Genomic DNA, 12,714 nt, shown 5'->3' on the forward strand with positions numbered 1-12,714 from the left:
GGATTTTTTGCTGTCTACTGCCGACCTGCCCTATGCTGCACAGAATGAGGGCACCGACGATGACGATGATCGAGCGAGATGAAACGACTGCCGCGCGCAGCAAGCCGACCCGCGAGCGGGTCTATCTCTATGTGCGGGAGCAGATCCTGCGCGGCCGCTTCCCCGGCGCCTCCTTTGTCGAGGAGGAGGAGATCTCCTCGGCGCTCGGCGTTTCGCGTACGCCGGTCCGCGAAGCCTTCCATCGTCTCGAAGCCGAGAGATTCATCGACCTGCTCCCGCGCCGCGGTGCGCTCGTCCGGCAGGTGACGGCGCAGGAACTGCTCGATCTCTACGAAGCCCGGCGCATGATCGAAGGACACGCGATCAGCCGCATCTGCCGGGAGGAGATTCCGTTGCCTGCCGACATGCAGGCCATTCTCGACGAACTCGAACGCATGCCGCAGGACGATTATTTCAATCGGGTTGAGCTGAACCGCCAGTTCCATTTCATCATGGTCGCCGCCGTCGGCAACATCGTGCTCTCTGAACTCTATCAGTCGCTGGGCGCACGCCAGCAGCGCGTCGCGATGACCGCGATCCATACCGACCCCAGCCGCATCGCGCGCATCAGCAAGGAACATCACGCCCTCATCGCGGCGCTGGCCGAATGGGACGAGGAGAAGGCCCTCGCCATTCTGGAGCAGCATTTGCGGCCGATCGTCGGCGTGATCTCGCGCCTGCCGGACTGAGCCGCCCCCTCCGGCGCACCACCCGGGTGCGGCCGGAGAGCGAGGGCCACCCGGAATCGTCCGCTGCGGGACAGCTCGGCGCGGGTCGCCTCGCTACATCCGCGCCGACTGCGTCACCGGCCGGGTGATGACGCCGCTGCGCCGAGCGCGCAGCATCTGATCCTCGACTGCATTCGCGGCAAGCACGCACGGCTCTGCAAGGCGATCCCGCGATCGAGGACGGAACGCTGCCAGCACAGCAATTCCCGGATGGCACCTTCGCCACCGGCAATCAGGGCACGCCGCTAAGCCGCACCGCGGTCGCTGCCGAGCATATCGCTTACGCATTCCATGCAACAATTTTATGAAGATAAAACGCACCTTAATTCAGATATGTTTTCATTTTCAAACCAATTTTCTTTTCAAATACTTTCATAAATTCAGGAATTACGCGAAAATGCCATAATTATAATGTTGACATGAGGTAATATGTACTCAGAATATTGCGATGCAAGAAAATCTGAGTTTGCGATTTGCTGACGCATGGTGGGCGCTATCTTGAACGAGTCATTGTCTGCGACCATTCATCGACTTCCGCATCGCAATCGCTATGTGATTGCCGCGATCAGCGACCAGGATGCTCTCGCAGCCTCTCCGCTCCGCGATCTTCTCGTGTTTGTCGATCCGGAGTCGGACGCCGAAGAGCTGCGGGGCACGTTTCCGCTCATCGGCGTCGCGATTTCCGATGCCGGGAGCAACGCGCTGCGGGCCGCGCTCAAGCGGCTTCGCAAAGTGGGTTCCCTGCCCGATGTCCCCGTCGTCCGGTTGCAGGAAGCAGCGCTCGCGTCGGACGCGGAGCTCGTGGTGCAGGTGCTCGAAGGCGGCCTCGGGCGCCTGTCGCGCCATATGGCGAGCGCCAACACCGAGCTCGCGGCGCTACGGCGGGAGCGGGAGGCGCTCTTCGAAAATTATCGCGCGCTCGAGAATGCGTTTCATGTCCGCAATTGGGACACGGTCTCGGAGGTGTTCGGCCACGGACCGCACATCGACGCCAAGGACCAGGGGCTCGCAGCCTTGCTGTGCGAATCCGAGATCGTGCAGCTCTTCCCGATTTCGAGCTATGCGGTATCCGGCTTCGCTCTGCATTTTCGTGAAGTCCCGACGGACAAGACCGGCCGGCTGATCGTAACCCTCGATTACGTGGAGAGCAGCGAGGGGATCGCGGAATGGTTCATTCCTTATGCCAGTGTCACGCAGGGCTGGAACTTCTTCTCCTTGCCCAAGGCGTGTGACGGCAGCCCCCGCACGCTGCGGCTCAGAATCTCTGCCAGCGGCGGGCTGCCGCCCGAACTCTCTCTCGGCCACGTCATCACCAACGAGCGCTACGCCGCCCAGGCGCGGGCGCCGCATGCCGACCTCGACATGCGCCCTCTCGCCCTGCGGATTTTCACCGGGCTCCCGGGCGTCCGTCCCACCGCCCTGCCGAATGTCTTTGCGCCGTCCACGGTGATCTCCGGGCGGAAGGTCGAGGACTATCGGCTCCCGGTCGAGTTGCTGCGCGCCGTCACCAATGTCTCGGCGAGCCCGATCGAGCCGAGCTTTCAGACTGTGCGCTTTCTCGAGCTCGAGGATGCGATCGTCTGCCATCCGCTCAGCGAGGGCATCACGGCCGGCGCCGTTCGTCGCGTCGTAGCGCCGGGCACGGCGCGCATCTCGGCGCGCGCCGTGATCGATCATCCCGAAGGCAAGCCCGCCACGGTCGGGCTGATGCTCGTCCCCTTGTCGGCGAATATCCGAAAGGAAATCGCGGCTCTCGCCGATGGCCGCGCATTGCCGCCCACGGCGTTCTTCAGCGGGTGGATGGAGATCACGGCCGCGCAGCCGGTAGACATCAACTTTATGCTGGAAGCGCCGGCGCCGCGCACGATGGACCTGGTCGTCCTGAGCAAGGCTGCAACCAATTCGGTCGATTTCGCCTGGCTCAAGGTCTTCAATTTCCGACTGGTAAAGTATCTGGAGAACAGCCCGGTCCGGGAGGTCGCCAATGCGTGACGAGCCTCAGGATCTGGTCGCCATCGCCGTGCCGCTCTACGGCCATGCCGCGCTCGTGATCGAGGCGCTGGAATCCGCCTTGGCTTCGGTAACGGACTGCCGCCTCGCAATCGTGGTTTCGGTCGATGGCGACCCACAGCATGAGGTGTTCGACCAGCTCACCCTCCATGCCGCGGCGCATCCGGAGGTCCATGTGATCTTCGGCGAGAATGCCGGCCCGGGCGGCGCCCGCAATCGTGCGATCGACTACATCCTCGAAGAGTTGCCGGAGACCAAGGCGGTCTATTTTCTTGACGCCGATAATCGCGTCCTGCCGAACACGGTCGAGACCCTGTATCGCCGGCTGAGGGCAAGCAAGGCTGGCTGGGTCTACACGAATATCGATACGTTCTCGGTCAATTGGCGGGCGCATTACGGTGACAGTTATTCGCGCCTGATTCACTGCATCAGCGACAATATCTGCGACACCGGCTCGATGATCTCGATCGACGTCTTCAGCAGCGGTGTCCGCTTCGAAGAAGATCGTCAGAACGGCTTCGAGGATTGGGAGTTCTGGCTTTCGGCCGTCGAAGGAGGCTTCGTTGGCGAGCCTTGCCATGACACCGCGTTCGAATACCGCCTGCGCGCGGAAAGCCGCTTCAAGGAGGCGAACCGCGACCGCTCGGCCTCGATGAGTTTCCTCCGCCGGCGGCACAAGGCGCTGTTCCGCCGGCCAACCCTGGTCGGCTTCGAGCATGAGGAAGCGCCGCGCTATGCTCTGATCCGCAGCGGCGAGGGTATGCTCGACGTCTTCACGGATCCGACGCTGCCACCCGGGCAGATGGGCTTCGACGAAGCGGTGCGGGCCTTCTGGGGCAATGCCGGCGAGCCCGACAATGTCCATTTCCCGCCCTTCATCGCTGCCAGCAGCAGCGAGACGCTCAAGCTCCTCGCCCGTTCGCGGCTCCTGCCGAACGTTCTCTGCCATCTCGAGATGTTTGCCGAACGCTGCAACGTCGTCTTCGTGGAGCTCTGCAACGTCGCTTCGCAGCGGAGCATCGAGTGGGAAATCCTCCCGTCCGGCGCTCAGCGCGGCGCAGCGGATCTGACCTTCGTCTCGACCGATCTGATCAGGAACGTCATCAACGACAACGCGCTCGATTGGTTCTCATCGATTGGCCGCGAACAGGCGTGGCCGACATCGGCACGCCTCAAAGTCAGCTTCCCCTTCCCCAAGGCGCGGCAGCGCCGCTCGCTGATCCGGCCCGAGCAGGCGCTGCTCAATCTCGTCAGCGCGCTCACGACGAGCCCGCTGCGGCCGACAGCGTCGACGCGCTGGACATGGCGCCCCCGCCGGCTGCCTGCCCTGTCCGAGCTTTACAAGCTGCTCAGAACCGAGCTCGGCGGCTCTCCCGTGCTGCCGCTGGCGCACCATGCGGCACCGCGCCGGACGGCAGCCGTGCTGGTGCCGAACGCCTCGTTCGGCGGAGCCGAAAAGGTCGCCTATGCGGCCGGACGGGAACTTAGGCAGAACGGCTTCGAGACCCATCTTTTCGTGCTCGGCTCCGGGCGGATGGAGGTGCTCGACGAGTTCGACCAAGCGTTCGACCATCTCCATTTCTGGAAGGACGGCGTGCCGGCCTGGGGCGCGAGCGGCCATTTCCTCGGTCAGGATTTCATCACCGACGAGCACGCCCTCGACTGGGCCGGGTTGAAGGGGCTGCTCTCGGGCTTCGACCTGATCGTCAACAACCATGTCATGGCGGCCCATCCACTGATGGCGCAGTTCCGCTCTGCCGGAACCCGCACGGCCTGCTATCTCCATGTCGTCGATGAGACGGCGCTCAGGCGCCCGGCCGGGCAGCCCTATGCAGCCATCGCCTTCGAGCATGCTTACGACGCCTTCCTGACCTGCTCGGAACAATTGAAGAGCTATCTGCACAGTTTCGGCGTCCCCTTCGGCAAGATCTTCGCCGTGCCGAATGCGGCAAGCTTCTCCATCGACGCAAAGCTGCGGGCTCAGGTGACCGAGGCGCGCAAAGCCGGGCGCGGAAGCGAGCCGCTCCGCCTGCTCTATATGGGCCGGCTCGATCGGCAGAAGGGCATCGACCGGCTGCACGGCACGCTCGTCCGGCTCAAGGAGCGGGATATCGCCTTCGAGGCCCGGGCCGTCGGCGGCGAGATCCTCTCCGACGACCCTAGCTCGTCCTGGATGACGCGCTTGCGCGATATCGACGTCGAGGTCGCACCGCCGGTCTTCGCCGCCAAGGATATCGCGGCTCATCTGGCCTGGGCCGACATCCTGGTGATGCCGTCGCGCTGGGAGGGGGCTCCGCTGATGATCGCAGAGGCGCAGCAGCTCGGCTGCGTCCCGATGGCGACCGCAGTCGGCGCAGTCGAGGAATTGGTCGTCGACGGCCAGGACGGCGTTCTGATCGCGAACGCGGCCGACGCCCAGATCGTGGTCGAGATGGCCCGGACGATCGCCATACTCGCGCGGGACCGCGCAACGCTTGGCCGCTTGGCCGAAGGCGCGCTCGCGACGGCGGCGCAACGCTCCTGGAGCGCGTCCTTCGCCGATTTCATCGCCTGGAGCGACGCGATCGAACCCGCGGCCCCCGTCCGGCGCAACACCGCTTCGGGCGAGCCCATTAGCGACGTGTCCATGGCGGAGGCCGCTCTCTCCGCCCGTGCCGTCGCGTGACGATCAACGGAAGATCCTGAAGCCATGGCCCCCAGAATCCTTGTCACCGGCATACCGAGCCATCTCACCCGCCACATTCAGAAGGCAGAAGGTGCCCAAGTCTTCTATTCGGAGAAGCAGCCGCAGCCCGAGAGCAAGGAGGCCTTCCTCCGCGAGCTCAAGAACATCAGCAATACCGGGAACTACCTGATCGGCGAAGGCGCGCTGCGGGCGCTGTCGCCGAACGCCACGCATATCCCGTTCTGGCATCTGTGGAACGCCGTCAACAACGGCACCGGCCTCGACACGATCAACGATCGCTTCGATATCTGCGTCTTCACCTGCGCCAACCTGCTGCGCAAGGGCCTTTCGGCCGATGCCGAGGCGCTCGTGCTCTCGAAGCTCGACATGCCGGTCGTGATGCTCGGCATCGGAATCCAGAACCGGCCCGATCTCGAACAGTCCTTGCCCGAGGGCACGCAGCGCCTGCTGAAAGTCCTGAAGGAAAGGGAGCACTATTTCCTGACGCGCGGCGAGGAGACCGCTGCCTTCCTCAAGGATCAGGGCTTTTCCTTCGTCAGGCCGGTCGGCTGTCCCTCGCTCTATTTCATGCCGGCCAATGTACGGCGTGCGCTGCGCCGGCTGCCGGAGGTGAAAGTCGGCGAATGCCGCACGGTTTTCACCGGATATATGGGCGCCGAGCTCAACACGATCGGTGACATGAACGCGCTGTCTTCGAACGACGGGCGCTCATCCTATGTGGTGCAAGACGAGCTGCTGCATTTCGATATTCAGGTCGAGCCGGATGCGGATGGCCGCGTCTACGATTCCGCCTCGGGCGGAGTGATCGGGGACCTGACCTTCAAGGGCTCGGACGAGCTGAAGAAGAAGATCAACGTCCATGCCTTCTTCGACACCAACCAATGGCGGGCCTGGACCTCGTCGATGGACTTCGCCTTCGGCCGGCGCTTCCACGGCAACGTCATCGCGCTGCAGGCCGGCGTTCCCAGCCTGATCGTGGCCGTCGACGACCGCATGCGCGAGATGCTGAACTTTTCCGGGCTGCCCAAGCTCGAAGCCGCCGATTTCAACAGCGCCAATGATCGCGCGGCCTTCGTCGCCGATCACCTCGCCACGATGAACATTCCGCAGGTCATCGAGACCTATTCCGAGCGTGAGCACAATTTCCGCTCGGTCTTGAACGAGATCGGCATCGCCTGATGCCGTGTTTGGCAAAACGGGGCTTAAGGGCAGACTGACATGCGGATCATGGTCACGGGCATACCATCCTACCTGATGCGAACCGTCGAGAGCGCATCGGGAGCGACCGTCAGGCACCGCCCGTATTTCGAGACGGTGCGGACCAAAACGGACCTGATCGACCAGGTCAAGAAGATCGCCAACACCGGCAACTACCTGATCGGGGAAGGTGCCGCTCACAGCGTGCGCGGCCACGACGTAACCTACGTGCCGTTCTGGCATCTGGCGAACAACGTCAATTCGCCGGAAACCTACGAGAAGCTGAACCAGAGCTTCGATCTGTGCTTGTTCGCCTCGGCCAACCTGCTGCGGCCGGGCTATGCGGCGACGACCGAGTCCTTCGTGTTCGAGCGGCTCAACATGCCGATCGTGGTCATGGGTATTGGCATCCAGAAGAAGGAGAACCTCCAGGACGCACTGCCCGAAGGCACGCGCCGCTTCCTCAACGTGCTCAAGAAGAAGGAAAGCTTCTTTCTGACGCGGGGCCATTTCACGGCCGATTTCCTCAAGGCCGAGGGCTTGAAATACGTCCGCCCGACCGGCTGTCCGTCATTGTATTACGAGCCGGCCGCGATGAAGCGCTCGCTCAGCCACCTCGCCGATCCCGATCTCGCCGATTCCCAGAAGATCGCCTTCGGCGGCTATCTCGGCAGCGTGCCGGACACCATCGTCGATGCCCATGCCCTGCTGCGGCAGGACAGCGTCGCGAGCTATGTCATTCAGGACGAGATCACCGTCTACAACCTCAACATCCTCGCCGACGCGACCGGCGACGCCTACGACCAAGCCGCTGGCCGCATCATAGCCAGGACCGAGTACAAGCATTCCGAGAAATGGCAGCGGAACTGCGAGTTCCGCGTCTTCTTCGACACGCATAAGTGGCGCAGCTGGGTATCGGGACAGGATTTCTGCTTCGGCCGCCGCTTCCACGGTTCGATCATCGGCATGCAGGCCGGCGTGCCGGCGCTGATGATCGCGGTCGACGACCGCATGCGCGAGATGCTCGATTTCGTGGGCTTCCCCTATATCGAGGCGTCCGTCTGGAATCGCGAAGCGAAGAAGAAGGCCTTCCTGCAGGATTTCCTTTCCAAGATCGACGTGCCGGCTGCGATCCATCGCTACGCGGCCTGCGAGGAGAACTTCAACGCGGCGCTCAAGGACATCGGGATCCGCTGATGGCAGGAGGCGCGCGCGAAGCCATGCGGCGAAGCCGGCACGCCGGACGGCCGGCGCTGCTGCCCCGCCTGATCCCCTTCGTCGCGGCGTCGGGCCTGGCGGCGGCGGCTGCTCTCGCCGCGCCCGCCACCGCCCCCACGCAGTTCGGCGTCAACCGCGTCAATCTCGCTTGGCTCGATGCCGCCGGCCGCGAGAAGGTGCTGGATCAGATCGCGCAGAGCGGCATCCGCGCGGTGCGGCTTTCTCTCACGAATCCGATGGACGCCAGCATCGACGCCGTCCGGCTTGCCCATCAGAAGGGCCTCGCCATCCTGCTCGAGATTTCGCTCAACAACGCCGCCCTCTATCCCGAGGGAACGAAGCCGCGCTCCGGCCGCGGCCGCATCTGGGACATGTATCGCCTCTCCGACGTCTCGCCGGAACTCTTCCGGACGGCCCTGGGCGATGCCCTGCAACGGATCGATCGGCTCGGCGTCGCTCTCATCGCCGTCGAACCCGGCAACGAGATCAATTGGGGCGCCTATAACGGCGATCTGGAGATCAGGCCCGAAGCCAATACGCGCACGGCCCGCTCGCTCCAGGATCTGGCGGATCCGGATGCGGTCGCACGCGGCGCGGCGAATTACGTCCAACTGCTGAAGGTCACCCGCGCGGAACTGGCGAAGACGAAGCTCAGCGCCGGCGCCAAGGTCGTCTCGGCCGGCCTCTCGGACATCCCGCCGGCGCATGCCGACCGGCGCGGCATCGATAGCATCGACCCGGCGAGCTTCACCGCGCTCATGCGCGAGCATGGGCTCGATCAGGCCGCCGATGGCTATGGCATCCATGTCTATCCCGGCGGCAACGGCTCGCCCGCCGCCCGCGAGCAGCATATCGAGCAGGCCCTTTCGATCTGCCGCTCGCGCCCGGCGGAAGGAAAGCCCTGCTGGGTCACCGAATGGGGCTTCGCCAACACCGCAAAGACCTGCCCGGCCGACGACAGCCGTCGCGAGCGCCTGGTCAAGGCGACCCGCGAGCGCTTCGCGGACCTTATGCGCGCGGGACGGATCGCCGCCGCCTTCTATTTCGACTGGGACGCGACCACCTATGGCATCTGGCGTTGCGGCGAACTTTCTCCCGCCGGCCTGGCCGCGGTGACGCCGTGACGCTGAAAACCCTGGTCATCGGCGGTTCCAATACCGTCATGCAGCCCGGCTACCTGTCCTCGCTCTTGTCGGTCATGGCGCGGCGCGGCGTGGCGCTCGACATCGTCGCGGATCTCTCGGTCGGCGGCACGACCAGCGCCTTCGGCCTCCACCAGCTCAAGCTGCATGAGCAGGAGCTCGCCGATTGCGACCTGCTGCTCATCGAATATGCGCTCAATGACGCCTTCGTCTATGGCGACGAGCGGCGCCCGTTTCGGCACTGGGCCCGCTTTTACGAGGGCCTCATCCGCTTCGCCCGCGAGCGCAACCCCAAGCTCAGGATCGCCACCCTCATCTTCGGCGCCCGCAACGGTTCGTTCCTGACGTCCGTGCCCGCGATCGACGCGGGGATCGCCTATATCTCGCGCTGGTACGGGACGATCTGCATCGATGTCTCGCAGTTGCTGATGCAGCGCCTCGGGCGCGATGTCGTCGGCCATCCGAGCTTCTACTCCGATCAGGGCCATTATGCCCGGCCGGTGGCGACGACCATCGTCGCCAACCTGATCGCCGACGAGCTGGAGCAGGCCCTCGCCGCCCCTCAACGCCCCGCAGCGCTGCCGCCCGCGATCGATCCCGAGCATTTCGCCAACGCCCGCGCGCTCGATGGCGCCTGGCTGGCCAAGCGGCTCGGGCGGCCCGTCGTCGAATATGCCAACCGCCGCTTCTCGGTGGCAGCCGTGGATCTCGGGCGGGACCGGCTCCGTTTCGACATCGACAAGGGCATGCTGCTCGCATTGAGCTATGTCTGCGAGCCCCGCATCCCGCCGCTTGATTTGCAGGCCGGTGACGAGATGCACCGCGCCGCGCTGCTCAAGGGCGGCGTGCGCGACGGCACCTACAAGTTCCTGGTCTCGATGCTCAGCTTCGAGTTTTTATATGGTCCAACGCTTCTCGACATGCAGCAGACGCGCGCGCTGACACTCTCCGGAGGGTCCGCCGCCGCCGGGCACAAATTGCATGTGCCCAAAGACAGCGTTCGGCACGAAACCCTTCCAGCAGAGCCGGCCCTCCCCATTACCGGCATTCTCTTCACCGGAAACCTCAAGACCTGCGCCATCGAGAGATACAGCACACAGCAGCCATCGACGGCCGACGGGCTTGCCGAGGCCGCGACGGCATAGAGGCGCCGGCCCGCACAGGCGTGCTGCGGCCGAGGCACGCCCTGGGCAGGCCCGCATAGAGCGCCGGGCGCGAGTTGGAGATGACGAGGAGGCTCCAGGTCGCGCAGAAGACAAGCCCGTTCGCGCGCCTCGTTGCGGCCAATCATGCGACCATCTGGGACAAATCGGCGAACACTCCGACGACCGCGGAAAGTCGGCACGGAGACTGTCGTCGCGGCAGCCCTCGATCCGCTTCAAGTAACCGGCCTAAGCCGGAACTCCTGCCGCTTCGCTCTCTATCGCGCCGGAAGGGACGCGTAATAGGCAGCGAGAGCGGCGATCTCGGCCGTGGACAGCTCGCGAGCCATGTAGCGCATTTCCTTGTGAGCGCGCTTGCCCGACTTGAAGGCCAATATCTGATTGAACAAGTAGCGTTCATTCTGCCCCGCCAGGTGAGGCACCTCGATATCTCGCGCGATACCATCTTCGCCATGGCATGCGGCACATTGCTCGATGGCGAACTGTCTCGGCTCCGAAAGCGCAGGACTGGCGACAAGGAGCGCAGTCAAAGACAAGCGAATAATCAAGTTCCAAGCTCCCGGCCTACGCGCCTGACGACGCCGCTGTGGTCAACTGTTCCGCCATCGCAATTGCCCGCGACCTAGCTTCCGGCGTCATCATCGGGGCAGGCCACAGCACCTGCACCCGCGGCGGAAGTGGTGGCTCATCATTCAGCCAATCGTGAACGCGKCTGATCCGGCCATTGCAGAACTGCTGCGCAAACCGGTCCGGCGACAAGTTCACCTGCCGGAGCCCATAGCGAAACTGCTCACCGGTTATGTGCGCCGCCTTTTCCTTCGACGGCGATAGCTGAAATTTGGGGGCCATGTCTTGTGCTTAGCCTGTGTACCGCGTTTCCAGCAGGTCGATATCCCGGATCATCTTCTGGGCGGCCTCTTCGTGCAGTTCGCGACGGCGCGACAATCGGTAGATTTCGGCGCGTTCAGCGCGAAGCCCCGCCACTCTCAGCTTTCTCTCGATGGCCTCCAGGCGGCGACCATGAAAAGTTCCTTCGATATTTTTCGGGCGCCCTTCGATCCTTTGTCGATAAGTCTCCATCACGCGTAATGCGCCCTCCGTGTAGAGGTCAGCATCCGAGCGCCCGGCCGCCATTTCATGCTGGGCCCGTTCGATGGCTTTGATGGCCGCACGCGCAGCTCTGTCGCGAGCTTGGTCGATTTCTTCCTGATCGAAATCTTCGGCGGGAAGTTTGAGGTTTCTGAGGAGTGGGGGCAGCACGATGCTGGCCACGACCAACGAAACCACGATAACCCCGGCGGCCAGGAAGATCGCGAGTTCTCTTGCCGGAAAGGGCGAGCCGTCGCGGAGGGCAAACGGCAACGTCATCACACCGGCGAGCGTGATAGCCCCGCGCACACCTGCAAGCGATGTCGCCGCGATTATGCGCCAGCCAACCAGAGGAATGGGCTCACCTTTTCGAGAGGCCCTGAACATCGTGAAGCGAAGTGAGACCCAGACCCAGACGAAACGCAGCACGCAAAGCGCCAGGCTGATTGCCAGAACGTAGGCTGCCAGCAGCAACGGTTGGTGGTGGCCGGCTGCTCGCACGGCGCTCACGGCTCCATTCAGAATTCCGGGCATCTGCTCCCCGAGCAGAACGAAGATCACGCCGTTGGCCGCGAACTGGATCATGTCCCAGACGGCCGCGCGTCGGATGCGGGTGACAGCGAGCGCCTGCCCGGTTCCTTCGATGAAACTCATCGTGATACCGGCCGCGACCACCGCCAGAATGCCGGAACAGTGGAAATGCTCGGCGACGAGATAAGCGCCGAAAGGGATGAGCACGCTGATCAGTATCTGCGAACTCGTGTCCTCGCCGACCCTGCTCGTGATCCATTGCTTGGCAGCGGAGACGGCCCAGGTAAGGCCGACGCCGATCAAAACCCCGCCAAGAGCGAGCCACACGAAAGTCGCGAGCGCCTCTTGCAGCGAGAACGTGCCGGTCAACACCGCCGCCACGGCAAAGCGCATGCAAACCAGGCCCGAGGCATCGTTGAGCAGTGCTTCGCCTTCCAGGATATGCATCAGCCGCTTCGGAATGCGGGTGCGGGACGCAATCGCGGTGACTGCGATGGGATCGGTCGGTGAGACGATTGCGGCCAGGGCGAACGCCACGGCAAGGGGCATCGCAGGAATGAGCCAGTGGATCAGGAGGCCCACGCCCAATACCGTGAACAGCACGAGCCCGAGCGCGAGCTCAAGGATCACTCGCCTGTCGCGAACCAGATGCGCTTTCGGAATGCGCCAGCCATCCAGAAAGAGGAGCGGCGGCAGGAAAAGGACGAAGAACAGATCCGGATCGAGATAAACGGTCGGCACGACCGAGACGGCAATCACCGCACCGAGTCCGATTTGGACGAGCGGCAAAGGCAGCTTTGTCCAGCGAGCAAGGGAGCCGCTGATCACAACGGCTGCAAGCAAGGTCAGAACGGTAACGACAGGTTCCATGACTCGGCGCGCTTTAGACAATCATCAAGCGCCGGACCTTA

General features: G+C 63.8%; 9 protein-coding genes. 7 read left to right on the forward strand and 2 right to left on the reverse strand.

The window, feature by feature from the left end; translation table 11 throughout:
* Positions 1–59: 59 nt before the first annotated feature.
* The 7 genes from AC1DIN_RS22195 to AC1DIN_RS22225 all read left to right on the forward strand — a co-directional run bounded on the left by AC1DIN_RS22195 (position 60) and on the right by AC1DIN_RS22225 (position 10,165).
* Positions 60–728 carry a GntR family transcriptional regulator gene (locus AC1DIN_RS22195; RefSeq protein ID WP_476811337.1) on the forward strand — a complete coding sequence of 223 codons (669 nt, stop codon included), beginning with the start codon at positions 60–62 and terminating at the stop codon, positions 726–728.
* A 522-nt stretch (positions 729–1,250) separates the two neighbouring features.
* On the forward strand, positions 1,251–2,759 hold the full coding sequence (locus AC1DIN_RS22200; RefSeq protein ID WP_476811338.1) for a DUF6212 domain-containing protein: 1,509 nt from the start codon (positions 1,251–1,253) through the stop codon (positions 2,757–2,759).
* On the forward strand, positions 2,752–5,442 hold the full coding sequence (locus AC1DIN_RS22205; protein WP_476811339.1) for a glycosyltransferase: 2,691 nt from the start codon (positions 2,752–2,754) through the stop codon (positions 5,440–5,442). The genes AC1DIN_RS22200 and AC1DIN_RS22205 overlap by 8 nt, the downstream gene beginning before the upstream one ends.
* A gap of 24 nt (positions 5,443–5,466) precedes the next feature.
* Positions 5,467–6,642 (forward strand): polysaccharide pyruvyl transferase family protein, encoded by a 1,176-nt coding sequence (locus tag AC1DIN_RS22210; RefSeq protein WP_476811340.1) that lies wholly within the window; start codon positions 5,467–5,469, stop codon positions 6,640–6,642.
* 39 nt (positions 6,643–6,681) lie between these two features.
* The gene (locus AC1DIN_RS22215) at positions 6,682–7,857 is read left to right on the forward strand and encodes a polysaccharide pyruvyl transferase family protein (RefSeq protein ID WP_476811341.1); all 1,176 of its coding nucleotides are present in this window, start codon (positions 6,682–6,684) and stop codon (positions 7,855–7,857) included.
* Positions 7,858–7,880: 23 nt separating this feature from the next.
* A complete protein-coding gene (locus AC1DIN_RS22220) occupies positions 7,881–9,002 on the forward strand; it encodes a glycoside hydrolase (protein WP_476811372.1) in 1,122 nt (373 codons plus the stop codon).
* Entirely contained in the window at positions 8,999–10,165 is a 1,167-nt protein-coding gene (locus tag AC1DIN_RS22225; RefSeq protein WP_476811342.1) for an SGNH/GDSL hydrolase family protein, read from the forward strand. Before AC1DIN_RS22220 ends, AC1DIN_RS22225 begins: the two co-directional genes overlap by 4 nt.
* 275 nt (positions 10,166–10,440) lie before the next feature.
* Here the strand turns inward: AC1DIN_RS22225 and AC1DIN_RS22230 are convergent, their stop codons facing one another.
* Together AC1DIN_RS22230 and AC1DIN_RS22235 are read right to left on the reverse strand one after the other, a co-directional pair.
* The gene (locus tag AC1DIN_RS22230; RefSeq protein WP_441469067.1) at positions 10,441–10,731 is read right to left on the reverse strand and encodes a c-type cytochrome; all 291 of its coding nucleotides are present in this window, start codon (positions 10,729–10,731) and stop codon (positions 10,441–10,443) included.
* A gap of 310 nt (positions 10,732–11,041) precedes the next feature.
* Positions 11,042–12,673: a Na+/H+ antiporter gene (locus tag AC1DIN_RS22235; RefSeq protein WP_476811343.1), complete on the reverse strand. Its 1,632-nt coding sequence runs from the start codon at positions 12,671–12,673 to the stop codon at positions 11,042–11,044.
* Between the last annotated feature and the right edge of the window lie 41 nt (positions 12,674–12,714).

The sequence above is a fragment of the Allobosea sp. 05T438 genome (genome assembly GCF_056396025.1).

Bases quoted from the DNA above. Each gene is read 5' to 3' on its own strand.
- AC1DIN_RS22195 (WP_476811337.1), top strand. From the start codon at position 60: ATGACGATGATCGAGCGAGATGAAACGACTGCCGCGCGCAGCAAGCCG.
- AC1DIN_RS22215 (WP_476811341.1), top strand. From the start codon at position 6,682: ATGCGGATCATGGTCACGGGCATACCATCCTACCTGATGCGAACCGTC.
- AC1DIN_RS22220 (WP_476811372.1), top strand. From the start codon at position 7,881: ATGCGGCGAAGCCGGCACGCCGGACGGCCGGCGCTGCTGCCCCGCCTG.
- AC1DIN_RS22210 (WP_476811340.1), top strand. From the start codon at position 5,467: ATGGCCCCCAGAATCCTTGTCACCGGCATACCGAGCCATCTCACCCGC.
- AC1DIN_RS22200 (WP_476811338.1), top strand. From the start codon at position 1,251: ATGGTGGGCGCTATCTTGAACGAGTCATTGTCTGCGACCATTCATCGA.
- AC1DIN_RS22235 (WP_476811343.1), bottom strand. From the start codon at position 12,673: ATGGAACCTGTCGTTACCGTTCTGACCTTGCTTGCAGCCGTTGTGATC.
- AC1DIN_RS22205 (WP_476811339.1), top strand. From the start codon at position 2,752: ATGCGTGACGAGCCTCAGGATCTGGTCGCCATCGCCGTGCCGCTCTAC.